The organism is Micromonospora sp. DT53, assembly GCF_049841535.1.
Lineage (GTDB): Bacteria > Actinomycetota > Actinomycetes > Mycobacteriales > Micromonosporaceae > Micromonospora.
Window position 1 is genome coordinate 114402 of record NZ_JBNCKM010000002.1, and the last position, 26035, is coordinate 140436.

At 71.2% G+C, this 26035-nt stretch carries 25 protein-coding genes; 13 read left to right on the forward strand and 12 right to left on the reverse strand.

The window, feature by feature from the left end; all coding sequences use genetic code 11:
• Window positions 1-38: 38 nt before the first annotated feature.
• The 3 genes from ACLQ3B_RS06385 to ACLQ3B_RS06395 form a co-directional block, all read right to left on the reverse strand.
• The gene (locus ACLQ3B_RS06385) at window positions 39-794 is read right to left on the reverse strand and encodes an ABC transporter permease (RefSeq protein ID WP_425778237.1); all 756 of its coding nucleotides are present in this window, start codon (window positions 792-794) and stop codon (window positions 39-41) included.
• 18 nt (window positions 795-812) lie between these two features.
• A complete protein-coding gene (locus ACLQ3B_RS06390) occupies window positions 813-1772 on the reverse strand; it encodes an ATP-binding cassette domain-containing protein (RefSeq protein WP_425778239.1) in 960 nt (319 codons plus the stop codon).
• A 121-nt stretch (window positions 1773-1893) separates the two neighbouring features.
• Window positions 1894-2505: a PadR family transcriptional regulator gene (locus ACLQ3B_RS06395; RefSeq protein ID WP_425779792.1), complete on the reverse strand. Its 612-nt coding sequence runs from the start codon at window positions 2503-2505 to the stop codon at window positions 1894-1896.
• A 150-nt stretch (window positions 2506-2655) separates the two neighbouring features.
• On the opposite strand from ACLQ3B_RS06395, the gene ACLQ3B_RS06400 reads away from it, so the two are divergent.
• Entirely contained in the window at window positions 2656-4407 is a 1752-nt protein-coding gene (locus ACLQ3B_RS06400) for an acetyl/propionyl/methylcrotonyl-CoA carboxylase subunit alpha (RefSeq protein WP_425778241.1), read from the forward strand.
• Window positions 4408-4423: 16 nt separating this feature from the next.
• On the opposite strand, the gene ACLQ3B_RS06405 is transcribed toward ACLQ3B_RS06400, so the two are convergent.
• On the reverse strand, window positions 4424-5317 hold the full coding sequence (locus ACLQ3B_RS06405; RefSeq protein WP_425778243.1) for a LysR family transcriptional regulator ArgP: 894 nt from the start codon (window positions 5315-5317) through the stop codon (window positions 4424-4426).
• A gap of 70 nt (window positions 5318-5387) precedes the next feature.
• On the opposite strand from ACLQ3B_RS06405, the gene ACLQ3B_RS06410 reads away from it, so the two are divergent.
• Both ACLQ3B_RS06410 and ACLQ3B_RS06415 read left to right on the forward strand, forming a co-directional pair.
• Window positions 5388-5984 carry a LysE/ArgO family amino acid transporter gene (locus tag ACLQ3B_RS06410; protein WP_425778245.1) on the forward strand — a complete coding sequence of 199 codons (597 nt, stop codon included), beginning with the start codon at window positions 5388-5390 and terminating at the stop codon, window positions 5982-5984.
• 145 nt (window positions 5985-6129) lie between these two features.
• Window positions 6130-7569 carry a GuaB1 family IMP dehydrogenase-related protein gene (locus ACLQ3B_RS06415; RefSeq protein WP_425778246.1) on the forward strand — a complete coding sequence of 480 codons (1440 nt, stop codon included), beginning with the start codon at window positions 6130-6132 and terminating at the stop codon, window positions 7567-7569.
• Window positions 7570-7703: 134 nt separating this feature from the next.
• Here ACLQ3B_RS06415 and ACLQ3B_RS06420 read toward each other — a convergent pair whose 3' ends face one another.
• Window positions 7704-8309, reverse strand: a complete 606-nt coding sequence (locus ACLQ3B_RS06420; RefSeq protein ID WP_425778247.1) for a TetR/AcrR family transcriptional regulator — start codon at window positions 8307-8309, stop codon at window positions 7704-7706.
• Window positions 8310-8392: 83 nt separating this feature from the next.
• On the opposite strand from ACLQ3B_RS06420, the gene ACLQ3B_RS06425 reads away from it, so the two are divergent.
• The 4 genes from ACLQ3B_RS06425 to ACLQ3B_RS06440 are packed head-to-tail and all read left to right on the forward strand — an operon-like array spanning window position 8393 to window position 13152.
• Window positions 8393-8839 (forward strand): DoxX family protein, encoded by a 447-nt coding sequence (locus ACLQ3B_RS06425; protein ID WP_425778249.1) that lies wholly within the window; start codon window positions 8393-8395, stop codon window positions 8837-8839.
• 25 nt (window positions 8840-8864) lie between these two features.
• On the forward strand, window positions 8865-9347 hold the full coding sequence (locus ACLQ3B_RS06430; protein WP_425778251.1) for a MarR family winged helix-turn-helix transcriptional regulator: 483 nt from the start codon (window positions 8865-8867) through the stop codon (window positions 9345-9347).
• Window positions 9341-11074, forward strand: a complete 1734-nt coding sequence (locus tag ACLQ3B_RS06435) for an ABC transporter ATP-binding protein (RefSeq protein ID WP_425778253.1) — start codon at window positions 9341-9343, stop codon at window positions 11072-11074. The genes ACLQ3B_RS06430 and ACLQ3B_RS06435 overlap by 7 nt, the downstream gene beginning before the upstream one ends.
• Window positions 11071-13152: an ABC transporter ATP-binding protein gene (locus ACLQ3B_RS06440; protein ID WP_425778255.1), complete on the forward strand. Its 2082-nt coding sequence runs from the start codon at window positions 11071-11073 to the stop codon at window positions 13150-13152. Before ACLQ3B_RS06435 ends, ACLQ3B_RS06440 begins: the two co-directional genes overlap by 4 nt.
• 39 nt (window positions 13153-13191) lie before the next feature.
• Here the strand turns inward: ACLQ3B_RS06440 and thrS are convergent, their stop codons facing one another.
• Entirely contained in the window at window positions 13192-14409 is a 1218-nt protein-coding gene (gene thrS / locus ACLQ3B_RS06445; RefSeq protein WP_425778257.1) for a threonine--tRNA ligase, read from the reverse strand.
• 508 nt (window positions 14410-14917) lie between these two features.
• On the opposite strand from thrS, the gene ACLQ3B_RS06450 reads away from it, so the two are divergent.
• From ACLQ3B_RS06450 to ACLQ3B_RS06465, 4 genes are all read left to right on the forward strand, one after another.
• Entirely contained in the window at window positions 14918-15538 is a 621-nt protein-coding gene (locus ACLQ3B_RS06450) for a DedA family protein (RefSeq protein ID WP_124861997.1), read from the forward strand.
• 44 nt (window positions 15539-15582) lie between these two features.
• Window positions 15583-15951: a type II toxin-antitoxin system RelE/ParE family toxin gene (locus ACLQ3B_RS06455; protein ID WP_425778260.1), complete on the forward strand. Its 369-nt coding sequence runs from the start codon at window positions 15583-15585 to the stop codon at window positions 15949-15951.
• On the forward strand, window positions 15948-16280 hold the full coding sequence (locus tag ACLQ3B_RS06460) for a helix-turn-helix domain-containing protein (RefSeq protein ID WP_425778262.1): 333 nt from the start codon (window positions 15948-15950) through the stop codon (window positions 16278-16280). Before ACLQ3B_RS06455 ends, ACLQ3B_RS06460 begins: the two co-directional genes overlap by 4 nt.
• Window positions 16281-16432: 152 nt before the next feature.
• The gene (locus ACLQ3B_RS06465) at window positions 16433-17077 is read left to right on the forward strand and encodes a DUF998 domain-containing protein (protein WP_425778264.1); all 645 of its coding nucleotides are present in this window, start codon (window positions 16433-16435) and stop codon (window positions 17075-17077) included.
• A gap of 51 nt (window positions 17078-17128) precedes the next feature.
• Here the strand turns inward: ACLQ3B_RS06465 and ACLQ3B_RS06470 are convergent, their stop codons facing one another.
• On the reverse strand, window positions 17129-18532 hold the full coding sequence (locus tag ACLQ3B_RS06470) for an NAD(P)H-quinone dehydrogenase (RefSeq protein ID WP_425778266.1): 1404 nt from the start codon (window positions 18530-18532) through the stop codon (window positions 17129-17131).
• A 106-nt stretch (window positions 18533-18638) separates the two neighbouring features.
• Here ACLQ3B_RS06470 and ACLQ3B_RS06475 point away from each other — a divergent pair, with 106 nt between their 5' ends.
• Window positions 18639-19094, forward strand: a complete 456-nt coding sequence (locus tag ACLQ3B_RS06475; protein WP_112588201.1) for a gamma-glutamylcyclotransferase — start codon at window positions 18639-18641, stop codon at window positions 19092-19094.
• A 134-nt stretch (window positions 19095-19228) separates the two neighbouring features.
• Here ACLQ3B_RS06475 and ACLQ3B_RS06480 read toward each other — a convergent pair whose 3' ends face one another.
• The 3 genes from ACLQ3B_RS06480 to ACLQ3B_RS06490 all read right to left on the reverse strand — a co-directional run bounded on the left by ACLQ3B_RS06480 (window position 19229) and on the right by ACLQ3B_RS06490 (window position 21682).
• Window positions 19229-19963 carry an SCO6745 family protein gene (locus ACLQ3B_RS06480; RefSeq protein WP_425778268.1) on the reverse strand — a complete coding sequence of 245 codons (735 nt, stop codon included), beginning with the start codon at window positions 19961-19963 and terminating at the stop codon, window positions 19229-19231.
• Between the two features lie 98 nt (window positions 19964-20061).
• Window positions 20062-21045 carry a hypothetical protein gene (locus ACLQ3B_RS06485; RefSeq protein WP_425778270.1) on the reverse strand — a complete coding sequence of 328 codons (984 nt, stop codon included), beginning with the start codon at window positions 21043-21045 and terminating at the stop codon, window positions 20062-20064.
• Window positions 21046-21049: 4 nt separating this feature from the next.
• Window positions 21050-21682: an MBL fold metallo-hydrolase gene (locus ACLQ3B_RS06490; protein ID WP_425778271.1), complete on the reverse strand. Its 633-nt coding sequence runs from the start codon at window positions 21680-21682 to the stop codon at window positions 21050-21052.
• A 93-nt stretch (window positions 21683-21775) separates the two neighbouring features.
• On the opposite strand from ACLQ3B_RS06490, the gene ACLQ3B_RS06495 reads away from it, so the two are divergent.
• Window positions 21776-22738: a DUF4349 domain-containing protein gene (locus ACLQ3B_RS06495; protein ID WP_425778273.1), complete on the forward strand. Its 963-nt coding sequence runs from the start codon at window positions 21776-21778 to the stop codon at window positions 22736-22738.
• Here the strand turns inward: ACLQ3B_RS06495 and ACLQ3B_RS06500 are convergent.
• A complete protein-coding gene (locus ACLQ3B_RS06500; protein ID WP_425778275.1) occupies window positions 22695-23954 on the reverse strand; it encodes an amidohydrolase in 1260 nt (419 codons plus the stop codon). The genes ACLQ3B_RS06495 and ACLQ3B_RS06500 overlap by 44 nt on opposite strands.
• 458 nt (window positions 23955-24412) lie before the next feature.
• A complete protein-coding gene (locus tag ACLQ3B_RS06505; protein WP_425778277.1) occupies window positions 24413-25996 on the reverse strand; it encodes an acyl-CoA mutase large subunit family protein in 1584 nt (527 codons plus the stop codon).
• Window positions 25997-26035: the final 39 nt, after the last annotated feature.

A 26035-nucleotide genomic window follows, 5' to 3' on the forward strand; every position in this document is an offset into this window, starting at 1 on the left:
GGGACACCCCGATTTCTAACGGACTGCGGAAGCCAGCGTCAGCGGACGCTGCGGGCGAACTGGCGAGCGGCCCAGTAGACGCCCAGCGCGGCGAGGACCGCGGTGATGCTGAGGCCCTGCCAGACCTTGTCGCTGCCCAGGTCACCGGCGAACAGTGCCCGGGTGCCGTCGACCGCCCAGGAGAACGGGTTCCAGTTGGCGATGCCCCGCAACCAGCCGGGTGCGAAGGTGAGCGGCAGCAGGATGCCGGAGAGCAGCAGCACCGGCTGCGCCACGGTGTTCATCAGGGGGGCCAGCGCGTCCTCGCTCTTGACCTTGAGGGCGACGCCGTAGGAGACGGCCGAGGTCATGAGGGCGATCAGGGCAAGCATCAGGTACGCCAGCAGCAGGTCCCCGATGAACACCCGAAGGTCGAACAGGAGCGCCAGCAGCGTGATGATGACCGCCTGCACCAGGAGCGAGACCACGTCGCGCAGCGAGCGGCCGAGCAGCAGGGCGAGCCGGCTGATCGGGGTGACCCGGGAGCGTTCGATGAGCCCGGCTCGCAGCTCGGCGATCAGGCCGAAGCCCTGGAACAGGCCACCGAAGATGGCCAGCAGCACCAGCAGACCCGGTACGAAGATCTTGTAGGCGGCGGCCTGGGTGGGTGCGTTCAGTGCGGGCTTGAGCAGCGGGGCGAAGAGCAGCAGGTACATGACCGGCTGGAACACGCCGACGAAGACCCAGACCGGGTTGCGCAGCAGGAGTTGGATCTGGCGCTGAAAGATCAGCCACGTGTCACGGGCGAATTTCATGAGAGTCGTCTCCGGTGGTCAGGACTCGCGCAGCGAGCGGCCGGTCTTGGTGAGGAAGACGTCGTCCAGGCTGGGTCGGTGCAGCTCGATCGAGCGCAGTTCCAGCCCAGCCTGGTCGAGTCGGCGCAGCACCTGCGGAATGGCGGTGGCGCCCTCGTCGACGTAGAGGCGCAGGCCGCCCTCGTCGGCCGTCTCCAGCTTGTTGACGTACGGCTCACCGTCGAGTGTCTGGGCGGCCTGCGGGGTGGCGGACAGGTCGAGGCCGACCAGCACCACGTCGCCGGAGATTTCCCGCTTGAGCTCGGTTGGCGTGCCCTCGGCCACCACCTCGCCGTTGTCCATGATCGCGATCCGGTCGCAGAGCGCGTCGGCCTCGTCCAGGTAGTGCGTGGTGATGAAGACGGTCATCCCGTCCCCGCGCAGCCGCCGGATCTCGTCCCACATGTGGGCGCGGCTCTGCGGGTCGAGGCCGGTGGTCGGCTCGTCCAGGAAGACGATCTTCGGCTCGTGGATGATGCCGAGGGCGATCTCCACCCGGCGGCGCTGGCCGCCGGAGTAGGTCTTGCACTTGCGGTCGGCGTACTCGGTGAGCTGGAAGGCATCCAGGGCGCGGGCGGCGCGGCGCTGCGCGTCGGGCTTGCTGATGCCATACATCCGGGCGTGCAGCACCAGTTCCTCGCGGGCGGTGGACTCGTCCCAGGTGCTGCCGCCCTGCGGGACGTACCCGATGCGGCGGCGCACCTCGGCCGGGTCCTTGCGGAGGTCTGCGCCCGCGATGGTGGCCTCGCCGCCGTCCGGCTCGATAAGCGTGGCGAGCATCCGCAGCGTGGTGGTCTTGCCGGCGCCGTTCGGGCCGAGGAAGCCGAAGATCTCGCCCTTGGCAACCTCGAGGTCGACGCCCCGCACGGCGTCCACCGTCTTCGTCTCTCGACCCGCGCGGGAGCGGAACGACTTCCGCAACCCCCTGGTCTCGATCATTTCTGCTCCTGGTCGTTCGGGCCGGTCGGGCCGGCCGTCGAGTGGGACGACGCCGGACGGCGCACTCCCCCGCTGTGCCGCCAGCAGGCTAACGCGATATAGCTTTTTTAGTCAACGTTGATTATTCCGCGTCGGGTGCGGGCCGCTCCTCGCCGTCCCGCCACCCCGGCCAACCATCCGCGTTCTCCAGCTCAGCAGGCAGGTACGACACTCCGGATTCGACACGTTCCGCGATCCGCTCGCACCACCCGATCTCCGCCTCCGCGCGGGCGGACCAGAGCTCGATCATCCAACTGACGTGCACCGGCTTGGCGCCGCGAACCCAGTCCGAATCCAGCGAGGCACGCATCGAGGCGACGTTGGCGCGGAGCAGGTTGGCCCGGTTCCGCAGGGCCGCGGCCGCCTCGGCGCGCGGCATCGCCGGCAGGAAGGAGAACGCCGCCGTGAAGGGGTCGGTCGGCTCGCTGATGTTCCACCAGAGGTTGCGCAGCAGCGTCTCGAACTCGTCCTCGCCCTTGGCGGTCACCTCGTAGGTGGTGCGCGCCGGACGGGCGCCGACCTGCTCGGTCGCGACGGCGCGGAGCAGCCCTTCCTCGGTGAGCTTGCGCAGGGCGTGGTAAATCGAGCCGGGTTGCACGTTCGCCCACTTGTCGGCGCTCCAGCTCAACAGCTCGCGTCGCACGTCGTAGCCGTGCACGGGCTGCATCCACCGCACCAGACCGAGAATCATCATCCGAGTCGAAGACACCCCATAAGCGTAATAGCCAAGTTTGACTAAACCGTGGCGGGTGCAGTGCGGCATCCCACACTGAGCGATCGTTAGGGGCGTCGTGGGCGGCCGATACACTCCCCGTCAGTAACCTGCCCGGGAGGAGCCACGAAGGTGCGCAAGGTACTCATCGCCAACCGCGGCGAGATCGCCGTCCGGGTGATCCGCGCGTGCCGCGACGCTGGCCTGGGCAGCGTCGCCGTGTACGCGGACTCCGACCGCGACGCCCTGCACGCCACCCTCGCGGACGAGGCGTACGCGCTCGGCGGGGACAGCGCGACCGAGACCTACCTGCGCATCGACAAGCTGCTCGACGTCGCCGCTCGGGCCGGCGCCGACGCCGTACACCCGGGTTATGGCTTCCTCAGTGAGAACGCCGACTTCGCCCAGGCCGTCACCGACGCCGGGCTGACCTGGATCGGCCCCACCCCGCAGGCGATCCGTGACCTGGGCGACAAGGTCACGGCCCGGCACATCGCCCAGCGGGCCGGCGCGCCGCTGGTCCCCGGCACCCCGGACCCGGTGGCCAACCCGGACGAGGTGATGGCGTTCGCCGTCGACCACGGCCTGCCGGTGGCCATCAAGGCCGCCTTCGGTGGCGGCGGGCGCGGCCTCAAGGTCGCCCGCACGATGGAGGAGATCCCCCAGCTGTTCGAGTCGGCCACCCGGGAGGCGGTCGCGGCGTTCGGTCGGGGCGAGTGCTTCGTCGAGCGGTACCTCGACCAGCCCCGGCACGTCGAGGCGCAGGTCCTCGCCGACCAGCACGGCAACGTGATCGTGGTGGGCACCCGGGACTGCTCGTTGCAGCGACGCCACCAGAAGCTCGTCGAGGAGGCGCCCGCGCCGTTCCTCACCGACACCCAGCGCGCGCAGATCCACGAGAGCGCCAAGGCGATCTGCCGCGAAGCCGGTTACCACGGCGCCGGCACTGTGGAATACCTGGTCGGCGTCGACGGCACCATCTCCTTCCTGGAGGTCAACACCCGGCTCCAGGTCGAGCACCCGGTCACCGAGGAGACCGCCGGCATCGACCTGGTCCGCGAGCAGTTCCGGATCGCCGACGGCGAGAAGCTGCGGATCACCGAGGACCCGACGCCGCGCGGGCACGCGATCGAGTTCCGGATCAACGGCGAGGACCCGGGCCGCAACTTCCTGCCCGCCCCGGGCACGGTCACCGCGCTGCGCCTGCCCAGTGGGCCGGGTGTGCGGGTCGACACCGGCATCTCGGCCGGCGACGTGATCGGTGGCAACTTCGACTCACTGCTCGCCAAGGTGATCATCACGGGTGAGACGCGGACCGAGGCGCTGGAGCGCGCCCGCCGCGCGCTCGACGAGATGGTCCTCGACGGGATGGCCACCGCGCTGCCGTTCCACCGGCTCGTCGTGCGGGACGAGGCGTTCACCGCCGAGCCGTTCACGGTGCACACCAGGTGGATCGAGACCGAGTTCCACAACACCGTGCCGCCGTTCACCGCCGCCGCCGGCGCCGCCGAAGCGCCGGCCGAACGCGACACCGTCGTGGTCGAGGTGGGCGGCAAGCGCCTCGAGGTCAGCCTCCCCGCCGGCTTCGGCGGGAGTACGACCACCGCGGCACCCGCCTCTCGTAAGCCGACCCGGCGCGGGGGCGGCGCCAAGGCCGGCGCACCTGTCGGCGGCGACGCGCTCACCTCGCCGATGCAGGGCACCATCGTCAAGGTCGCCGTGGCGGACGGCGACACCGTGGCCGAGGGTGACCTGGTCGTGGTGTTGGAGGCGATGAAGATGGAGCAGCCGCTGCATGCGCACAAGGCGGGCACTGTCAGTGGTCTCAGCGCCGAGGTCGGTGCCGTGATCACCGCTGGCGCCCCCATCTGCACCATCGCCTGAGCCGCTCGGCGGGCAGTCAGCGCAGGGTTTCGCTGGCGACCGCGCGAACGGCGGCGGTCAGGGCGTTCAGCACGTCGGACTCCAGCCGCCAGTGCTGCCAGTACAGCGGGACGTCCAGGTGGCGGCCCGGCGCGAGGTCGACACAGCGACCGGCGGCCAGGTCGGCCCCGGCGATCTGTTCCGGCACCAGGCCCCAGCCCAACCCGAGCCGGATCGCCTCGCTGAAGGCCGGCACCGACGGCACGTAGTGCGCAGGCGGGTCGAGTGGCCGGGCCGTCACCGCCCGGATGAACCGGTGTTGCACCCGGTCCTTGCGGTCGAAGACCATCAGCGGCGCGCCCGCCAGCGCGGACGCGGTGAATCCCTCGCCGAAGTGGGACGCCGCGAATTCCGGCGCGGCGAGCGCGCGGTAGCGCATGGCTCCGAGCCGCAGCACCCGGCAGCCCTGCACGGCCTCCCGCTGGGCGGTGACGGCCGCCGTCACCGAACCGTCGCGGAGCAACTCGGCGGTGTGGTCCTGATCGTCCTGCCGCAGGTCGAACGAGAGCCCGGCCCGCTGCGGCAACCGGGCCAGCGCGGCGGGGAACCAGCTGGCCAGCGAGTCGGCGTTGACCACCACGGCGACCCGGGTCAGGCCACTTCCGGCCAGCGGGCCGCGAGCATCGGCCAGCGCCTCCCGTTCGAGCAGCGTGAGCTGGCCGGCCAGGCGCAGCAGCGGACGGCCCGCGTCGGTTGCCACGCACGGTCGGGCGCGGCGGACCAGCACCTGGCCGACGGTCTCCTCCAGCGCCTTGATTCGTTGGCTCACCGCCGACGGCGTGACGTGCAGCAGCCGGGCCGCCGCGTCGAAGCTGCCCTCCGCCACCACCGCCGCGAGCGTCCGCAGCTGCGCCGAGTCGAGACCATTCATCAGCAGAGCTTAAGTTGCGTGAGAATCTTTAGTTGGACTGGTGGCTGTCGACAGCCCTAGCGTCGAGTCCGTGCTCACCTCCGCCATCGCCGGCTTCTCGATCTCCATCGCGCTCATCGTCGCCATCGGCGCCCAGAACGCCTTCGTGCTGCGCCAGGGTCTCCGACGCGAGCACGTCGTACCCGTGGTGCTGACCTGCGCCGCGTCGGACGCGCTGCTGATCATGGCGGGGGTGGCCGGGTTCGGTTCGCTGGTGACCGGCCGACCGGGCCTCCTCGTGGCGATCCGTTGGGGCGGTGCGGCCTTCCTGCTCTGCTACGCGGGGCTCGCCGCCCGCCGCGCCCTGCGTCCCGGCGCCCTGCTGCCCACCGAGCGGCCGCCGGCCACGTTGGGGGCGACCCTGCTCGCCTGCGCCGCCTTCACCTACCTGAACCCCCACGTCTACCTGGACACCGTGCTGCTCCTCGGGGGCGTGGCCCAACAACACCCCCACCGGTGGGTCTTCGGCGCCGGCGCCGTTCTGGCCAGTGCGGTCTGGTTCACCGCGCTCGGCATCGGCGCGCGGCGCCTCGCACCGCTGCTGGCCCGTACCGTCGCCTGGCGGGTGCTGGACGCGGTCATCGCCGTCGTGATGGCCGGCCTCGCCGTGACACTCCTGGCGAGCTGACCGGCTCGCACCTGGTCGGGCTCGCCGTGGCCCTCGTGGTGGCTCGACCGGCTCCCAAGGGCGAGCAGCGACGCCACCAACGGCGTGCGAGTGTTTTCCACTACCACCGGCGGTGGAACCAGCCGAGAGCGGGAATGATTGCCAGGTGCGGTTCCTTCACGGCGCGGCTCCCGCGCACGACCTGACCTATACCGACGTCTTCATGGCGCCGGCCCGCTCCGACCTGGGTTCCCGGCTCGACGTCGACCTGTCCACCGGCGACGGCACCGGCACCACCATTCCGCTCGTGGTGTCGAACATGACAGCGGTCGCCGGACGGCGAATGGCGGAGACTGTCGCCCGCCGGGGTGCCATCACGGTGATCCCGCAGGACATTCCGATCGAGGTGGTGGCGAATGTCGTCGCCTGGGTCAAGCAGCGCCACCTGGTCTACGACACGCCGATCACGCTGGGCCCGACCGAGACCGTGGGTGACGCCATCCACCTGCTGCCCAAGCGCTCGCACGGTGCGGTGATCGTGGTCGACGACGCCGGCCGGCCGATGGGCGTGGTCACCGAGGCGGACACCACGGGCGTGGACCGGTTCGCCCAACTGCGTCACGTGATGTCCACCGAGTTGCACACCGTCCCGGCGGACGCCGATCCGCGTACCGGGTTCGATCTGCTCTCGGCGGGCCGTCGCCGACTCGCCCCGGTGGTGGACGCCGAGGGCCGGCTGGTCGGGGTGCTGACTCGACAGGGCGCGTTGCGCGCCACCCTCTACACCCCAGCGGTGGACGACAGGGGTCGGCTTCGGATCGCGGCAGCCGTCGGGATCAACGGTGACGTGACCGGCAAGGCCGCGGCGTTGCTGGAGGCGGGAGTGGACACGTTGGTCGTGGACACCGCGCACGGCCACCAGGCGCGGATGATCTCCGCACTCCAGGCGGTCCGCAAGCTGGACCCGGGGGTGCCGGTGGCGGCCGGCAACGTCGTCACCGCCGAGGGCGTACGCGACCTGGTGGAGGCGGGGGCGGACATCATCAAGGTCGGCGTCGGCCCCGGCGCGATGTGCACCACCCGGATGATGACCGGCGTGGGTCGACCACAGTTCTCCGCCGTGCTCGACTGCGCGGCTGCCGCCCGCCAACTGGGCCGGCACGTGTGGGCCGACGGCGGGGTGCGCCACCCCCGGGACGTCGCTCTCGCGCTCGCCGCCGGCGCGTCGAACGTGATGATCGGCTCCTGGTTCGCCGGCACCTACGAGTCCCCCGGTGACCTGTACACCGACGCGGACGGCCGGCGGTACAAGGAGAGCTTCGGGATGGCCTCGGCTCGGGCGGTCAGCGCCCGAACCGCCGACGACAGCCCGTACGACCGGGCCCGCAAGGCGGTGTTCGAGGAGGGCATCTCCTCGGCCCGGATGCACCTGGACCCGGCCCGCCCCGGTGTCGAGGACCTGATCGACGAGATCATCGCCGGGGTCCGCAGCGCCTTCACCTACGCCGGCGCACGAAACCTGACCCAGTTCCACGAGCGAGCGATCGTCGGCGTCCAGAGCGCCGCCGGCTTCACCGAAGGAATGCCCCTCCCCACCAGCTGGTAACCCCACCCACCCCCACCCCCGCCCTCCCACCCCCACCCCGCCCTCCGGCGTTGATCATGAAGTTATTGCCTCCCGCATCGGCGTGTCGTGGCAATAACTTCATGATCAACGCGCGGGTTCAGGGTGGGGGCGGTTCAGGGCGGTTCAGGGCGGGTCAGGGTGGGGGTGGGGTGGGGGTGGGGTGGGGTTGGGCGGCGGAGGACGGCTCGGGCTGCTTCGCGGGGGTTCTCGCCCACTCGGTCGGGCAGTGCGCCGGACAGCCAGAGGGTGGCGAAGCCGTGCGCGATCGACCAGGCCGCGAGCGCGTCCCGGTCGGTGTCGGCGGGCGCGCCGCCGGTGGGTAGCGCCGCCACCCCGGACCGAAGCGCGGCGCCGGCCCGGCCCCGGGCGGCGATCAGCTCGGCGTCGTCGGCGCGGTAGAGCTCCGGCCGGAACATCACCTCGAAGTACGCGCGGTGCGTGACGGCGAAGTCGACGTAGGCGACGCCGGCCTCCAACAGGTCGTCGGCCACCTCGGTCAACGTCTGGGCCAGCAGGTCGAAGCCCTGCGCGGCGAGCGCGGTGAGCAGGCCCGCCTTGTCGCCGAAGTGGTGTGCGGGCGCGGCGTGCGAGACGCCGGCCCGACGAGCCAGGTCGCGCAGGCTCAGCGCGGCGGGTCCGACCTCCTCGATGGCCTCCACGGCTGCGGCGAGCAGTGCGCGGGGCAGGTCGCCGTGGTGGTAGGCGCGCGTGTCGGTCACGCCGGAATCCTATCTTGCCATTGACAAGATAGGACCCTGACGCGCAATCTTGTCACTGGCAAGTTTCACGGAGGAGGATTCCGATGGCACCCCTGATCGCCCTGATCGTCGGCACCGCGCTGGCCCGACTCGCCGGCCTGGCCGGCATCTCCGCACTGGACGGCTGGATTGCCGCGCTGCGCGTCGGACTGGCCGTGATGTTCACCCTGACCGCAGTCGCGCACTTCGCCGGCCAGCGTCGCGCCGACCTGATCGCGATGGTTCCGCCCCGACTACCCCGGCCGGGCCTGCTGGTCACCGTCACCGGCGTGCTGGAACTGATCGGCGCGGTCGGCCTGCTGGTGCCGGCGACCGCTCGGGTGGCGGCGGCCGGGCTCGGCCTGCTCATGGTCGCGATGTTCCCGGCCAACGTCTCGGCCGCCCGCCGGAGGCTGACCCTCGCCGGACGTCCGGTGACCCCGCTGGCGCAGCGCACGATCCTCCAGATCGTGTTCGTTGCCACTGCTGCGGCAATTTCATTTGGCCCCTGACTATCAGGACGCTAATGTGCACGTCGTGGAACTCGTGACCCTGCAGGACGTGCCACTCGGCCGGCTGTTGCTGGTGGCCGGGCACCTCGTCGAACAGCGGTGGAACCGCTACCTCGCCGAGGAGCACGGCCTCACCCATGCCGGCATGGTGACCCTGATGACGCTCGCTCGACACGGCGAGTTGCCGCACCGGGCGGTCGCCGAGAAGGGTTTCGTCCGCCCGGCGACCCTGACCGGCATCGTCGACACGCTCGAGCGCGACGGCCTGGTCGAGCGGCAGCGCGACGACAGCGACCGGCGCAGCATCCGACTCGCCATCACCCCCGCCGGTCGGGCACGGGTGGCGGCACTCAGCGCCATGATCCACTCCGGGCGCCCCATCACCTCGGTCGACGCCGACCCGGTGAAGGCCCAGGTGATCCGGGAGTTCCTGCTTGAGGTCATCGGCAGCGGAGACGACCCGCGGATGACCGGACGCCCTACCGAAACGAAGGACCCGGCGTGCTGATTCGACTCCTGCGCGGCCAACTGCGCACCTATCAGAGACCGTTGCTGGCGGTCGTGCTGCTCCAGTTCGTGGGCACCATGGCCTCGCTCTACCTACCCAGCCTCAACGCGGACATCATCGACCAGGGCGTGGCCCGGGGCGACACCGACTACATCGTGCACACCGGCGGCTGGATGCTGCTGGTCAGCCTGATCCAGATCGTCTGTTCGATCGCCGCCGTCTACCTGGGCGCCCGGGTCGCGATGGGCTTCGGCCGCGACGTACGCGCCGAGCTGTTCGGGCACGTGAACCGCTTCTCCGCCCGCGAGGTGGCCCGGTTCGGGGCGCCGTCGCTGATCACCCGCAACACCAACGACGTGCAGCAGGTGCAGATGCTCGTGCTGATGAGCTGCACGATGCTGGTCGCCGCACCGATCATGAGTGTCGGCGGTGTGTTCATGGCGCTTCGCGAGGACATCGGGCTCTCCTGGCTGATGCTGGTCAGCGTGCCGGTGCTGGCCATCGCGCTCGGCGCGATCATCCGTCGGATGGTGCCGGGCTTCCGGCTGATGCAGACCCGCATCGACACGGTCAACCGGGTGCTGCGGGAGCAGATCACCGGCATTCGGGTCGTCCGCGCGTTCGTCCGCGAGCCGTACGAGACCGACCGCTTCGGCGTCGCCAACGCCGACCTGACCGCCACCGCGCTGCGTACCGGACGGTTGCTGGCGTTGATCTTCCCGGTGGTCATGCTGGTGCTGAACGTCTCCAGCGTGGCGGTGCTCTGGTTCGGCGCGCAGCGGGTGGACGCCGGCGCGATCCAGATCGGCGCGCTCACCGCGTTCCTGCAGTACCTGATGCAGATCCTGATGGCGGTCATGATGGCCACCTTCATGCTGATGATGGTGCCGCGGGCGGCGGTCTGCGCCGAGCGGATCGTCGAGGTGCTGGACACCGACTCCTCTGTGGTCCCGGCCGCCGCGCCGGTCACCGAGCTGCCCACCCGGGCCGAGTTGGAGCTGCGCGGGGTGCGCTTCCAGTACCCGGGCGCGGTGGACCCGGTGCTGCGCGACATCTCCTTCCGGGCGACCCCGGGCACCACCACGGCGATCATCGGCAGCACCGGCGCGGGCAAGACGACCCTGCTGTCCCTGATCCCCCGCCTGGTCGACGTCACCGACGGTGCCGTGCTGGTCGACGGGGTGGACGTGCGGGAGTTGGCGCCGGACGAGCTGTGGCGGCGCATCGGCCTGGTGCCGCAACGGCCGTACCTGTTCACCGGGACGGTCGCCAGCAACCTGCGCTACGGCAACCCGGACGCCACCGACGAGGAGCTGTGGACCGCGTTGGAGATCGCCCAGGCCCGGGACTTCGTGGCCCAGATGCCCGGCGGGCTGGACGCCCCGATCGCGCAGGGCGGCACCACCGTCTCCGGTGGGCAGCGGCAACGCCTGGCGATCGCCCGAGCCCTGGTCCGGCAGCCGGAGATCTACCTCTTCGACGACTCGTTCTCGGCGCTCGACCTGGGCACCGACGCGCGTCTGCGAGCGGCACTGCGGCCGGTCACCGCGCAGTCGGCGGTGGTGATCGTGGCCCAGCGGGTCTCCACGATCATCGACGCCGACCAGATCATCGTTCTTGAGGACGGAGGGGTCGTCGGAGTGGGACGACATGCGGAATTGCTGGACACCTGCCCGACGTACGCCGAGATCGTGGCCTCGCAGCAGACGACGGAGGTGCCGGCATGAGCGAGCGTGACGAGCCGCGCACCGCGGCCGTACCCAGTCAGAAGCCGGCCGGCGAAGCGCGGACGCCGGGAGGCGACGCGCAACAGCCCAGCGGCGAAGCGCGGACGCCGAAGCGGCTGCCGCCCGGCCGTGCGGGCGGTGGCCCGGGATGGATGAGCGCCGGGATGCCCGCCGAGAAGTCGATGAACTTCGGGCCGTCGGCCCGACGGTTGCTCGGCCGGCTGCGCTCGCACCGACTGCACCTGGCCGCGATCATCACGTTGGCCCTGGTGAGCGTCAGCTTCAGCGTGGCCGGGCCGAAGATCCTCGGCCACGCCACCGACCTGATCTTCACCGGGGTGATCGGTCGGGACCTGCCGGCCGGGACCACCGCCGAGCAGGCCGTCGCGGCCGCCCGGGCCAGTGGCAACGAGAGCTTCGCCGACATGCTGGCCCGGATGGACGTGGTGCCCGGGGTCGGGATCGACTTCAGCGCCCTGAGCCGGGTGCTGCTACTGGCGCTCGGGCTCTACCTGGCCGCGAGCCTGCTGTCCTGGTGGCAGGGCTGGCTGCTCAACGGGGTGGTCCAGCGCACCGTGCTGCGGCTGCGCGCCGAGGTGGAGGAGAAGCTCAACCGGCTGCCGCTGCCCTACTTCGACAGGCAGCCGCGCGGTGAGTTGCTGAGCCGCGTCACCAACGACATCGACAACATCTCCACAAGCCTCCAGCAGACCCTCAGCCAACTGCTCACCTCGCTGCTGACGGTCATCGGCGTGCTGGCCGTGATGTTCTGGATCTCGCCGGTGCTGGCCCTGGTGGCCCTGGTCGCGGTGCCGTTGTCGGTGCTGGTCACCCAGCGCATCGCGAAGCGCTCCCAGAAGCAGTTCATCGCACAGTGGACGCACACCGGCGAGTTGAACGGCCAGATCGAGGAGGCGTACACCGGTCATGAGCTGGTGAAGGTCTTCGGCCGGCAGCGTGAGGTCGAGGCCGCGTTCCACGCGAAGAACGAGGAGCTGTTCCGGGCCAGTTTCGGGGCGCAGTTCATCTCCGGGATCATCATGCCGTCGATGATGTTCATCGGGAACCTGAGTTACGTGGCGATCGCCGTGGTCGGCGGGCTGCGGGTCGCTTCCGGCACGATGAGCCTCGGCGACGTGCAGGCGTTCATCCAGTACTCCCGACAGTTCACCCAGCCGCTCACCCAACTCGCCTCGATGGCCAACCTGCTCCAGTCCGGGGTGGCCTCGGCCGAGCGGGTCTTCGCGGTGCTCGACGCGGACGAGCAGACCCCCGACCCGGTCGCGCCGGCCCGGGTCACCGACCCGCACGGTCGGGTCGAGTTCGAGCACGTCTCGTTCCGCTACGAGCCGGACAAGCCGCTGATCGACGACCTGTCGCTGGTTGCCGAGCCCGGGCACACGGTGGCGATCGTCGGTCCGACCGGCGCCGGCAAGACCACGCTTGTCAACCTGGTGATGCGGTTCTACGAGTTGGACGCCGGCCGGATCACGCTCGACGGGGTGGACATCACCACGATGCGCCGCGACGACCTGCGCGGTCGGATCGGCATGGTGCTCCAGGACACCTGGCTGTTCGGCGGCACCATCCGGGACAACATCGCCTACGGCCGGCCGGACGCGACCGAGGAGGAGATCCTCACCGCGGCCCGGGCCACCTTCGTGGACCGGTTCGTACGCAGCCTGCCCGACGGCTACGACACCGTCATCGACGAGGAGGGCAGCAACGTCAGCGCCGGCGAGAAGCAGCTCATCACCATCGCGCGGGCGTTCCTCGCCGAGCCGTCGCTGCTGATCCTCGACGAGGCCACCAGTTCGGTGGACACCCGCACCGAGGTGCTGCTGCAACGGGCGATGGCGGCGCTGCGCTCGGACCGGACCAGCTTCGTCATCGCGCACCGGCTCTCCACGATCCGCGACGCCGACCTGATCCTGATGATGGAGGACGGTCGGATCGTCGAGCAGGGCACCCACGAGCAGTTGCTCGCCGCCCAGGGCGCGTACCACCGGCTCTACCGCTCGCAGTTCACCGGCGCGGTGGTCGACGAGGAACCGGCCGCCCAACCGGCGTCGGTCTGAGGTCGGGCGGCCGTGCGCGCGAGACGATCGGTGGGCGTGTCAGTCCGGCGGCAGCAGGTCGGTCGCGCGGGCGGCGACCTGCCCGCCGATCAGGGCGAGAGCGGCGTCGGCGGGCATCGGGGCCAGGGCACGGCCGCCGCGCAGGCGCAGCGCGAGACAACCGTCGGCCACCTCCCGGGCACCCAACACCCCGAGGTACGGGACGCGGCGGCGGGCCGCGTCCCGGACCCGGGCGCCCAGCGAGCCGGCGGCGTCGACCTCGACCCGCAGGCCGGCGTCGACAGCCCGTCGGGCCAGGTCGGCCGCCGCGTCGACCTGGCCGTCGTCGACCGGCAGCAACACCAACTGGACGGGCGCGTACCAGGCCGGGAACGCCCCTTCGTGCACCTCGATGAGGTACGCGAACAGCCGCTCCATGCTGCCGACCAGGCTGCGGTGCAGCATGACCGGGCGACGCCGGCTGCCGTCCGAGTCGGTGTACGACAGGTCGAACCGTTCCGGCTTGTCGAAGTCCACCTGGATGGTGGAGATGGTCGACTCCCGGCCGGCGGCGTCGAGAATCTGAATGTCGATCTTCGGGCCGTAGAAGGCGGCCTCCCCCGGCGCCTCGACGTACTCCACCCCGACCAGCGCCTCCCGGAGCAGTTCCTCGGCGCGGGCCCACTGCGCGTCGTCGCCGACGTACTTCTCGCCCGGCCCGCGCAGCGACAGCCGGAACCCGGCCGGCCGGACGCCGAGCGCGGCGTGCGCGGCACGGATCAGCCCGAGGATCTCGACGACCTCAGCGCCGACCTGCTCGGGCGCGCAGAAGGTGTGCGCGTCGTTGAGCGAGATGGCGCGGACCCGGGACAGCCCGCCGAGCACGCCGGAGCGCTCCGAGCGGTACATCCCGCCCAGCTCCGCGATTCGCAACGGCAGCTCCCGGTAGGAACGGCCCCGCGCCCGGAAGACCAACGCGTGGTGCGGGCAGAGCGCCGGCCGGAGCACGAACTCGTCGTCGGCGCTCAGCCGCATCGGCGGGAACATGTCGTCGGCGAAGTAGCCGAGATGACCGGAGAGTTCGAAGAGTTCCCGCTTCCCCAGCGGCGGCGAGTAGACGTGCTGGTGGCCGGAGCGGCGCTCCAACTCCCGGACGTACTCCTCGACGGCGTGCCGGGCGGCGGCGCCGGCCGGCAGCCAGATCGGCAGGCCGGCACCGGCCAGCGGATCGGAGACGAAGAGGTCCAGCTCGCGGCCGAGCCTACGGTGGTCGATCATGTCGGGCTCCTGGATCGGGTACGACCCGGAGGCGATCTGAGCTCCGTTCGGCGCGCTGCCCTCGGGGGCGGATCGCCCCGGGGCCTGGTCGACTGTGGTTACGTCAGAGCGGCGCGCCGGGGACACCCGGCGTCGTGGTCATCACTACCGCGCTGCGCATACGGCGACCGTACCCGCCCGACGATCGGCGACGCACCCGGATTTGCGGCGGAGGGGTGGGCCGCCGGCGCGGGACCCGCCGGCGGCCCTGGCGGCCGAATCGTCAGGAACGGGGGACCCGACGGGCGTGGCCGCGTCGACAACGGTACGCCGACGAACGCCGTTCTGCCGCCCGCCTCGGACGGGTGGAACCTCCACCGAAGCCGTCACTCGGCAGCGATCGGCCTCGTTGAAGCTGGGTGGCCCAGTCGTGTCGACGGTCACGACGGGCCGGGGCCGTCCACCGTGACGCCGGACACGGCGTCAGGCTCAAGACACCCAATCGGCCGCATCCGGCGAGGTGGCAGGCGTGCCCGAACTTCTGACTGACGTCGCGTCGCCGACGTGGGCGTACCTGGTGCTGCTCGCTCTGCTGATCGCGGACGCTTTCGTGCCGGTGATTCCCACCCAGATCGTCATGATCACCAGCGGTGCGCTCACCGTCTACGGCGGGCTCAGCCTGCCGGTCACCATCGCCGTCGGCGCGCTCGGTGTGTTCGCCGGTGACCTGGCCTGCTACCTGCTCGGGCGGAGCGCTCCGGACCGACGGCCACCCCGGCACGCCGAGTTGAGTCGGGCCCGCCGGGTGGCCAGCAGGGTCACCCAGGGGCTGCGACAACCCGGGCCGCTGGTCATCCTGCTCTGCCGGTTCGTGCCCGGCGGCCGGATGGCGGCCTGCTTCTCGGCCGGGCGCAGCCGCTACCCGTACCGACTGTTCGTGCTCTACGAGGCCGTCGCCGCGCTGGGTTGGGCCACCTACGGTGCCCTGGTCGGGCACCTGGGCGGCACCGCACTGACCGAGTCGGCCTGGCGGTTGGCCATCATCGCCACCGCCGCGGCGGCCGGCTTCGCCGCGGCGGGGTGGGCCATGACAGTGGTCAGCGCCCGGCACGCCCGTGCCGCCGCCGCAGTAGACGTCCCCATCGACTGAGTGTCGTGGGATCTGCGGGTATAAGCTGCACTTATATTGACAGCATGTGGGACGTCAAACTTCATCCTGAGGTCGAGGAGTGGTTCCCTCTGCCTCTGCAAGACGGATCCCGCCAGCGCCGACTCATCAGCGAGGCCATCGACCTCCTCGTCGAACACGGGCCGGCGCTCGGGCGTCCCCTGGTCGACCGCCTCAAGGGCAGCATCTTCCACCACATGAAGGAATTACGGCCTGGGTCGACTGGCTCCACGGAGGTCCGCATGATTTTCGCTTTTGATCCAGTTCGAGAAGCTGTTTTTCTGGTCGCTGGCGACAAGTCGGGCCAATGGCAGACTTGGTACAAGACGGCGGTCCCGTTGGCGGACGACCGGTTTCAGGAGCACCTCTCCCGGCTGAGGGGAACACAGAGATGACCGGTGGAGCTGACTGGCAGGACGTCAAGGCCAAGGCCCGCGCGCTCGATCAATCCTGGGAAGATCCGGACCGGGTCTCCCGGCGGGCTCAGCACCGTGAGCGGATGCTGGCAGCCGTCAGCGGAGCGCAGCTGGCAGAGATCCGCAAGCATCTGGGTATGACTCAGGTCCAACTGGCCGAGGCGGCGGGGCTGACGCAGGCGAGAATCAGCCAGATCGAGAATGGCGAGCACACAAGCCTGGAGTCACTCCGCGCCTACGTCACCGGCCTGGGCGGTCATCTCGACGTCGTCGCCCGCATTGGGAACATCCAACTGAACGTCGCCTGACCTGCCGAAGGTCTTCGCGGCCATCCAAAGTTCACGGATGCGCGGAAGCACGTGACGGCCAAATGCCGGAAGGCCTCTAGGGGTGGTCCCGGGGGTCGATTTCGGTGGCCGTCCCGGATTCGGCTGGGGTGTCCGCGGCGACAGGCTGAGGCATGCCTGTTACCCGGAGTACCGGCCTGCTGGCCCTGGGCGGGATCGCCCTGGCGGCGCTGCTCACCGTGATCGGTCATCTCGAAGTCAACGACGACCTCAACCCGTGGGCGTTGACAATCAGCGACTTCGCGGTCTCCGACCGGGGCGGCGTCATCGACGTCGCCATGGTGGTGCTCGCGCTCGCCACAGTGGCGCTGCTGTACGGGCTGCGTCGCGCCGGCCCACTCCGGCCCCGCTCCGGCAGGACGGCCGAGCTGCTGCTCGGCGCGTGGGCCGGTGGGCTGCTGGTGGCCGCCGTGGTGCCGACGAACGAGCCCGGCACCGCCATGACCACCGCCGCCTACCTGCACCGGTACGCCTCGGTGGTCGCTTTCCTGGCGTTGCCGCTCGGCGGCTGGCTGCTCGCCCGCCAACCCGACCTGGCCCCCGCCGCCCGGACGCTACGTGCCCTGGTCCTACTCAGCCTGGCGCTGGCGGCGGCAATGATCTGGTCCGCCTACCCCGGCGACCGCATGCTGATCGGCCTGGCCGAACGCCTCCTGATCCTCACCGAGGTGGCGGTCCTGGCGACTGTGGCGGCCCATCAGACCCAAGTCGTCGATCATGGAGTTGTGCTGCCTCACAAAAGCGGCGTGACGGTGTGAACCGCCCACCACAACTCCATGATCGACCGGGGAGGCGGGCAGGGAGCGGGGTTACTCCAGCGCGTGCAGCATGAGTTGGCGAGCCGCCTCGGTGATGGAGCCGGAGAGACTCGGGTAGATGGTGATGGTCTGCGCCAACTCGTTGACGGTGAGGTTGTTCTCCACCGCCATGGTGATGGGCAGGATCAGCTCGCTGGCCTTCGGAGCGACCACCACACCGCCGATCACCTGACCGCTGGCGGGCCGGCAGAACAGCTTCACGAAACCGTCGGAGAGGTCGTCCATCTTGGCCCGGGCGTTGCCGGACAGCGGCAGCATCACCTGCCGGGCCGGGGTCTTGCCCGCGTCCACCTCGTCCTGCGAGACCCCCACGGTGGCCAGCTCCGGATCGGTGAAGACGTTCGCCGCGACGGTACGCAGGCGCAGCGGGCGGACCGCCTCGCCGAGCGCGTGCCACATCGCGATCCGGCCCTGCATGGCGGCGACGCTGGCCAGCAGCAGCACCCCCGTGCAGTCGCCGGCGGCGTAGATGCCGGGCACGTTGGTCCGGGAGGCCCGGTCGACCGTCAGGTAGCCACCCCGGCCCAGCTCCACCCCGTACTCGGCCAGACCCAGGTTGGCCGTGTTCGGGATCGAACCGACGGTGATCAACGCGTGCGAGCCGGTCACCTTACGGCCGTCGGAGAGCTCCACCTCGACGCCGTCGGCGGTACGCCGGACCGCGTCGGCCCGGGAGTTGTTCAGGATCTCCATGCCCCGGTTGCGGAACACCCGCTCGATGGCGGACGCGGCGTCGGCGTCCTCGTGCGGCATCACCCGGTCCCGACTGGAGACCAGGGTCACCTCGACCCCCATCGCCAGGTACGCGCTGGCGAACTCCGCGCCGGTCACACCTGACCCGACCACGATCAGGTGCTCGGGCAGCTCCGGCAGGTCGTACACCTGTCGCCAGGTCAGGATGCGCTCACCGTCCGGCAGGGCGGTGGGCAGCTGGCGGGGTGTCGAGCCGGTGGCCACCAGCACGGTGGACGCGTCGATCGAGTACTCCTCGCCACCGTCGGCAGGGGTGACGACGACCCGGTGGGTGTGCCCGAGCGAATCCTCGCCGAGCCGGGCGGTGCCGGCCACGAAGGTGACCCCCGCCTTCAGCAGCTTGGCGTGGATGTCGGCGGACTGCGCCAGGGCCAGCCGCTTGACCCGCTCGTGCACCGCCCGCGCGTCGACGGTGACCGCCTCCAGGCCGTCCGAGTGCACCCCGAACTCCTCGGTGTCGCGGTATCCGGTGACCACCCCCGAGCTGGCGATGAAGGTCTTCGACGGTACGCAGTCGGAGAGCACGCAGGCGCCGCCGGCACCGTCGGCCTCCACCACTGTGACATCGGCGTCCAGCTGGGCGGCGACCAGTGCCGCCTCGTACCCGGCCGGCCCCCCACCGATGATCACGATCCGGCTCACAGCGTTCGCCCTTCGTCCATGCTCACAGTCACTTTCTTCTCCCGAGCGCATTCGACACGCACTGTCGTATTCTCTCCCACCCGTCGGCCGGGCTATCGTCATCGCCGTGCGTCATCACGCCGCCTACGGCTCAAATCTCGACCCCGCCCGGATGCGCGCCTACTGTCCGCATTCGCCGATGGTGGGCACCGGCTGGCTGGAAGGCTGGCGGCTGACCTTCGCCGGGGCGGACGTGATCGGCTGGGAGGGTGCGGTGAGCACCCTTGTCGAGTCCCCCGGTGACCGGGTCTTCGTGGCGCTCTACGACATCCACCCGTACGACGCGGGCCAGCTCGACGAGATCGAGGGGGTGACCGCCGGCACGTACCGCAAGCTGCACGTGCGGGTCTCCACCCTCGACGGCGACGTGACCGCGTGGATCTACGTCTTCAACGGGTACGAGGGTGGCCTGCCGACCTCGTGGTACCTGTCGGAGATCGCGAACGCCGCCGAGAAGGCGGGCGCCCCGGACGACTACGTCACCGAGCTGCGGGCCCGCCCCACCGGCACCGCGTCGGCGTAGCAGGGCGTATCGCACGCCTCCAGTCTGCTACCGCTGTCGACCGGAGCGCCGGTCGGGCCGGACCGGGGTCGTCAATCACACACCGCCCGCCGGGACGGGGAGTTCGTACCCGTCGGTCCACCGCGTTTCCCGGCTCAGGCGAGGTCGACCCGGGTGCGGTGCAGCAGCTCCACCAACTCCGCGCCGTCGGCGGGGCCGAGGGCCGTGAACGCCGGCGCGGCCAGCCTGTTGGTCACCGCCTCCGCCCAGAGTCGGCGGCGCACCAGGGGCGCGATCGGCGGGTACGGCGGCGGCCAGCCACAGGCCACCGCCCCGGCCTCGCCCTCCGGCCCGGCCAGCACGGCCTCCAGCGGGGTCATCCCGGCGGCGCGTACCGCCAGCAGGTAGGCGCCTGTGAAGTGTTCCCGGAGCAACCGCAGCCCGGCGGCGCTGCGGGCCCCGGGAGAGAGATCCGGTAGCGGCATGGCCCGCCACGCGGCGAAGAGCGGCATCCCGCTGGCCTCCGCCGCGACCACGGCCCGCTCGACGAGCGCCGACAGGCGCTCGGTGCAGGGCAGGGGGCCGAGCTGTTGCGCCCCCCACCGGCAGCATTCGGCGAGGCTCGCGGCGGCCACCTCGAACGGCGGGACGACCCGGGCCGCGGCGTCCCAACCGTCGGCGACCGCGTCCGGGGCGATGAACCCGAGGGCGGCGGCGGCCGTCTCGGCCCGCACATCGCCGAGCGCGCCGGCCCGGCCACTGATGTAGAAGGCCCAACCGGAGATGCCGAGCAGTCGGGCCCGGCGCAACGTGGTCGCGTCCCGGCTGAAGGCGTCACCCAGGTCGAGCACGACGGGCTTGCTGGCGGCCGCGACCTGCTCCGGGGTCACCGGAGTGTTCCCCTCGGGCAACCCGACCCGCCGACCGCGGCCCGGCCCGGGGCCACCCGCCGGTTACGACCCACGCACTCGTCGTCGTCCATCGATGGTCAGTCTGCCGCGCCGCCGCCCTCGTCCGCATCCCCCTCTTCGGCCGCCAGTGCCTCGACCGCCGCCTCGACCTCACCGGCGCGCCGCCGAGCCACGGTGACCGCCCGCTCGGCAGCGCGCCGGGCCAGCTTGGCCCGGCTGAGATCCTGCTCGGCGACCGCGCGCCGCCGCTCCAGCTCGGCCAGCTCAGCCTCAAGGCCATCGAGTACGGCCGCACCGTCGCGTTCCTGCCCGGTCGCCTCGGTCAGCTCGGCCTCGGCCCGCTCCTGGTCGGCCTGGGCCTTCGCGAACTCCCGGTCCAGGGCGCGGCGCTGCCGGGCCCGCTCGGCTCGGGCCGCCCGCTGCGCAGCCCGTTCGGCCTGCTCGGCGCGCTCGGCCGCCCGATCCGTGCGGGGCGCCGGCTCGGGGCGACCCCGCTGAGGGCCGGGCCGGCGGGCCGGACGTTCCTCCTCGCGTTCCTCGTCATCGCCGGTGACCAGCCGCAGTTGTGGCCGGGGCACCTCACCGAAGCCGGCGTAGCTGGCCGCCCGCAGCAGGCGGCCCGCCCGCACCTGCTCGGCGACCTCGACGTCGGAGAACGCCGCGTTAAGCGTCGCCTCCACCTCGGCCAGGGGCAGCCGGCTCGCCGGTGGCGCGTCCGGCTCGGCCGCGGCGAGCTTGCGGACCTCGGCGACCAGGGCGCCCACCACGGCCCGGCGCTGCGCGGACAGCTCCCGCAGTCGGGGCCCACGCAGCTCCCGCTGGGCGACACGCAAAGCGTCGGCGAGCTGCACCAGATCGGCGACCAACTCCGGACGTCGGATGGCGAGCAGATTCACCAGCCAGGCGGCCACCGTCGGACGACGCAGCCGGGCCAGTTGGCGGGCGGCGGTCGGGTCGCCGGCCCGACGGGCCTCGGCCACGGCGGCGTCCCGGGCGGCCACGAACCGGTCCGGTGGGGTGCGGTAGAGCTGCTGCACCAGCTCCGCGGAGAGGCCGGGCATCGGGTCAGACGTCCACCCGGCTACCGGGCTCCAGCCGCTGGTACTCGGTGCCGGACAGCGCGGTGTACTGCCGGTCGAGCACGCCCAGCCCGTTGTCGTTGAGCAACGCGTCGTGCAGGGCGTACGCGCGCCGCGGTGCGACCGCGCGGATGAAGTCGACCACCTCGGAGAACTTCGACCACGGGGCGTGGATCGGCGCGAAGAGCGTGTCGACGGGGGTCTCGTCGGGCACCACCAGGGAATCGCCCGGGTGGTAGACCACGTCGTTGATCAGGTAACCGAGGTTGTCGACCACCGGGATGTCGGGGTGGATCACGGCGTGCCGCCCCCCGTACGCGCGCACGGCCACCCCGGCGGCGGTGAACGACTCACCGGCGCTGACCGGGCGCAGCACCTCTGCCGCGTCACCCAGGGCCCCGGCGAGCGAGGCGGGGCCGTGGATCGGGATCGACTGTCGGTCGAGCTGGAGGCGCACCGCTGCCAGGTCCAGGTGGTCGGGGTGTTCGTGGGTGATCAGCACCGCGTCCGCACCGTCCAGCGCCGCCGCGGCGCCGCCGAACACCCCGGGGTCGACGACGAGCACTCCCCCGTCGTGTTCCACCCGAAGGCAGGAGTGGGCGTACTTGGTGAGCCGCATCGTGACTCCTCGATTATCGAATCGTGACGTCCTCAGCGCAGTCTGCCGGAACCAGCCGGTGTGTGCGTCGCGTCCGAGCTATCGCCACACCGGTTGACGACGATGGGAGCGGGGATGGACGGACAGGTGGGACGACGCCGCAGTGCGCTGCTGGCGACGACGGTCCTGGCGGCGGCGCTGGCGCTGACGGGATGCGGTGCCGGCGACAGCGGTGCGCGGGACAGCGCTGACTCGGCGGCCGAGGCGCCGGCGGCCAAGGGCGGCGACGCGGGCCGAGATGCCGCCGCGGGCGCACCGGAGGGGGCCGGCGCAGGCGCGCCGGACCTACGGGTCGACCAGCGGGCGATCATCTACACCGGAACGATGCGGGTGCAGGTGGACGATGTGGACTCGGCTGCCCGTGCGGCCACTGCCATGGTCACCCGGGCCGGTGGCTTCGTCGGCGGCGACCAGCGGCACAGCGCCGACGCCGACGCGGTGGCGGAGTTGGAGCTGCGGGTGCCGGCGGCGAAGTTCACCGACGTGGTGGAGGACATCGCCAAGCTCGGTCGGCAGCAGAGCCGGGAGATCAACACTCAGGACGTCACCGAGGAGACCGTCGACCTGGATGCCCGGATCACCAGTCAGCGTGCCCGGGTGGAGAGCGCCCGCCGGTTGCTGGCCCGGGCCACCTCGATCACCGACCTGGTGTCGCTGGAGAACGAGTTGGGCCGGCGGGAGGCCGACCTGGCCTCACTGGAGGCCAAGAAGCGACGATTGGCCGACCTGACCGCCCTCTCCACGATCACCGTGTCGCTGGCCGGACCGGCGGCGAAGACCACCGGGGAGGAGGCCGACACCGGTTTCCTGGCCGGGCTCAAGGGCGGCTGGAAGGCGTTCGTCGTCTCGATGACCGTCCTGCTCACGGTGCTGGGCGCGTTGCTGCCGTTCCTGGTGGCGCTCGGCGTACCGGTGGCGGTGCTGCTGGTGGTGCTGCGCCGACGGCGCAAGCCTCGGGCGCCGGTCGCGCCGGTCAGCGCGCCGCCGCCAGTGCCCGCAACGCGGTCTGCACCATGACGCGGACGCCGACCGGGATGGCCCGCTCGTCCACGTCGAAGCTCGCGCGGTGCAGGTCGACGTTGGGGCCGGAACGGCCCACGCCGAGCCGGGCGAGTGCCCCCGGGACGTACTCCAGGTACCAGGAGAAGTCCTCGCCACCCATGCTCTGCGGTGTCTCGGCGATCCCGTCCGGGCCGAGCGCGGCGGCGGTGGCGGCGGTCAGCACCTTGATGGCATGGGAGTCGTTGGACACCGGCGGCCGGCCGCGCAGGTATTCCAGGTCGACAGTGGCACCGGTCGGCGCGATCACGTCCCGCACCACCTGAGCGACGATCTTGGGAGCCTGCTCCCAGGTGTCGCGGTCCATCACCCGCAGGGTGCCGGAGGCGCTCGCCTCGGACGGGATGACGTTGTAGCGGGTGCCGGCCGAGGCGTGGCCGAAGACCAGCAGCAGGCCACTGTTGGCCGGCACCCGGCGACTGACCAGGGCGGGCACCTCGGTGATCAGCCGACCGAGCGCGTCGACCATGTCGACGGTCAGGTGCGGGCGGGCGGTGTGCCCGCCCGGGCCGGAGAGTCGGACGGTGACGTTGTCGGCGGCCGCGGTGATCGGGCCGACCCGTAGGCCGACCTGGCCCACCGGCAGGTTCGGGTCGCAGTGCAACGCGAAGATCTGCACCACGTCGTCCAGGCCGCCGGCCTCGATGACCTCCAGCGAACCGCAGGGCAGGATCTCCTCGGCCGGCTGGAAGATGAGCCGGACCCGGCCGTCCAGCTCGCCGAGGTCGGCGAGCTGGGCCAGCAGCATGCCGACGCCGAGCAGGATCGAGGTGTGCACGTCGTGCCCGCAGGCGTGGCAGACGCCCTCCACGGTCGACCGGTACGGGACGTCCTTGGGGTCGTCCAGGGGCAGGGCGTCGATGTCGGCCCGCAGCGCCACGACCGGGCCGTCCGGCCTGCCGTTGACGTCGCAGATCACGCCGTTGCCCTTGGGCAGCAGACGCGGGTTCAGCCCGGCCAGCGACAGCTCCCGGGCGATCAACGCGGCCGTCTCGAACTCGTTGCCGGACAGCTCGGGGTGCGAGTGGAGGTGACGGCGCGTAGCGATCAGCCCCGGTACCCGGAGCGCAAGGAGGTGGTCCAGCTCACGGGGCAGGGGCTGGGATCCGGGTGGCGTCTCCGGCCAGGACGACGCCAGCTGGCCGCCCGTGGGCAGCGTCAACGCACTCGTCACGTCGAATTCTCGATCAGTAGGATTGGATGGATCATCGGGGACAGCAGACAGCCTAGACCTCCGACGGTGACGCTGCGCAACCTCGTTACGGTAGTGATCGGACCGCGCAGAGTCACGTATGCCCTGCTGGGGGCGCTCGTCGAGGCGGGGGACAGCAGGTAGATCACGGTCGAACGCCGTCATCAGCCCCTCACCTCCTACAACGCGTAACCGATCGCGGCGGTCACGAATCTCGAAGCCGGTCGGGGCCCCGTTGCCAAATTGTCGCATTAGTCGGGGTGGTGAACTGACACTCCGACAATTAGCCGACCACACTCCGCAACGAGCCGGATAAAGACGCTCACACGCACCCACCCACCGTGGGCGCACACGGTGTGCGTCCCCGGCTCAATCGACCGGATACCCGCTGAGCCCGCCGGACACACCGTGTTCCGGGAGTTGCGGTCGCGGTCGAGCGCTCAGAAGCGGTCGGTGGGCCGGTACAGCCCCCACACCTCGCGCAGCGTCCCGCAGACCTCACCGACGGTCGCGCGGGCCCGCAGGGCCTCCTTCATCGGGTACAACACGTTGTCCGTGCCCTCCGCGGCGGCCCGAAGCTCGGCGAGCGCTCGCGCCACCGCGTCGGCGTCCCGCTCGGAGCGCAGCCGGGCCAGTCGGTCGGCCTGGGCCGCCTCGATCGTCGGGTCCACCCGCAGCGGCTCGTACGGCTCCTCCTCGTCCACGGTGAACCGGTTGAGCCCCACCACCACCCGCTCCGCCGAGTCGATCTCCTGGGCGATCCGGTACGCGGACTGCTCGATCTCCCGCTTCTGGAACCCGGCCTCGATCGCGTCCACCGCCGAGCCGTGGTCGGCCACCCGCTCCATCAACTCGACGGCGGCGGCCTCGATCTCGGCGGTCATCGCCTCCACCACGTACGAGCCGGCGAACGGGTCGACGGTGGCGGTCAGGTCCGTCTCGTAGGCCAGCACCTGCTGGGTGCGCAGCGCGAGCCGGGCCGCCTTCTCGGTGGGCAGCGCGATGGCCTCGTCGAAGCTGTTGGTGTGCAGCGACTGGGTGCCGCCGAGCACGGCGGCCAACCCCTGCACCGCCACCCGGACCAGGTTCACCTCCGGCTGCTGGGCGGTGAGCTGCACGCCCGCGGTCTGGGTGTGGAACCGCAGCATCATCGACTTCGGATCCTTGGCGCCGAAGTCGTCACGCATCAGCCGGGCCCAGATCCGCCGGGCCGCGCGGAACTTCGCCACCTCCTCCAGCAGCGTGGTGCGGGCCACGAAGAAGAACGACAACCGGGGCGCGAAGTCGTCGACGGCGAGCCCGGCGGCCAGCGCCGCCCGCACGTACTCCACGCCGTTGGCCAGGGTGAACGCGATCTCCTGCGCGGGCGTCGCGCCGGCCTCCGCCATGTGGTAGCCGGAGATGGAGATGGTGTTCCACTTCGGCACCTCCCGGCGGCAGTACGCGAACGTGTCGGCCACCAGGCGCAGCGACGGCTTCGGCGGGAAGATGTACGTCCCCCGGGCGATGTACTCCTTGAGGATGTCGTTCTGGATGGTGCCGTTGAGCGCCGTGCCCGGCACCCCGTTCTCCTCGGCGACGAGTTGGTAGAGCAGCAGCAGCACCGAGCCGGGCGCGTTGATGGTCATCGACGTGGACACCTTGTCCAGTGGGATGTCGGCGAAGAGCAGCCGCATGTCCTCGATGGAGTCGATCGCGACGCCCACCTTGCCGACCTCGCCGTGCGCGATCGGCTCGTCGGAGTCGTAGCCCATCTGGGTCGGCAGGTCGAACGCGACCGAGAGGCCCATCGTGCCGGCCCGCAACAGCTGGTGGTACCGCGCGTTGGACTCGGTGGCGGTGCCGAAGCCGGCGTACTGGCGCATGGTCCACGGGCGGGAGGTGTACATGGTGGGGTAGACACCCCGGGTGTACGGGAACTCGCCGGGGCTGCCGAGCCGGGAGTCCAGGTCCTCCGGAAGGTCGGCCTCCGTGTAGACGCCGTTGATCGGGAAACCGGACTCACTTGACCGCCGTTGGTTCATCCCCGGATGGTAGGACGCCTGGCCACGTCGTCGGGTGAG

Excerpts from the sequence above, each read along its gene's own strand:
- ACLQ3B_RS06385 (WP_425778237.1), bottom strand. The coding sequence starts at position 794 with ATGAAATTCGCCCGTGACACGTGGCTGATCTTTCAGCGCCAGATCCAA.
- ACLQ3B_RS06390 (WP_425778239.1), bottom strand. The coding sequence starts at position 1,772 with ATGATCGAGACCAGGGGGTTGCGGAAGTCGTTCCGCTCCCGCGCGGGT.
- ACLQ3B_RS06395 (WP_425779792.1), bottom strand. The coding sequence starts at position 2,505 with ATGATGATTCTCGGTCTGGTGCGGTGGATGCAGCCCGTGCACGGCTAC.
- ACLQ3B_RS06405 (WP_425778243.1), bottom strand. The coding sequence starts at position 5,317 with ATGAATGGTCTCGACTCGGCGCAGCTGCGGACGCTCGCGGCGGTGGTG.
- ACLQ3B_RS06425 (WP_425778249.1), top strand. The coding sequence starts at position 8,393 with ATGGCACCCCTGATCGCCCTGATCGTCGGCACCGCGCTGGCCCGACTC.
- ACLQ3B_RS06440 (WP_425778255.1), top strand. The coding sequence starts at position 11,071 with ATGAGCGAGCGTGACGAGCCGCGCACCGCGGCCGTACCCAGTCAGAAG.
- thrS (WP_425778257.1), bottom strand. The coding sequence starts at position 14,409 with ATGATCGACCACCGTAGGCTCGGCCGCGAGCTGGACCTCTTCGTCTCC.
- ACLQ3B_RS06455 (WP_425778260.1), top strand. The coding sequence starts at position 15,583 with ATGTGGGACGTCAAACTTCATCCTGAGGTCGAGGAGTGGTTCCCTCTG.
- ACLQ3B_RS06460 (WP_425778262.1), top strand. The coding sequence starts at position 15,948 with ATGACCGGTGGAGCTGACTGGCAGGACGTCAAGGCCAAGGCCCGCGCG.
- ACLQ3B_RS06465 (WP_425778264.1), top strand. The coding sequence starts at position 16,433 with ATGCCTGTTACCCGGAGTACCGGCCTGCTGGCCCTGGGCGGGATCGCC.
- ACLQ3B_RS06485 (WP_425778270.1), bottom strand. The coding sequence starts at position 21,045 with ATGCCCGGCCTCTCCGCGGAGCTGGTGCAGCAGCTCTACCGCACCCCA.
- ACLQ3B_RS06490 (WP_425778271.1), bottom strand. The coding sequence starts at position 21,682 with ATGCGGCTCACCAAGTACGCCCACTCCTGCCTTCGGGTGGAACACGAC.
- ACLQ3B_RS06505 (WP_425778277.1), bottom strand. The coding sequence starts at position 25,996 with ATGAACCAACGGCGGTCAAGTGAGTCCGGTTTCCCGATCAACGGCGTC.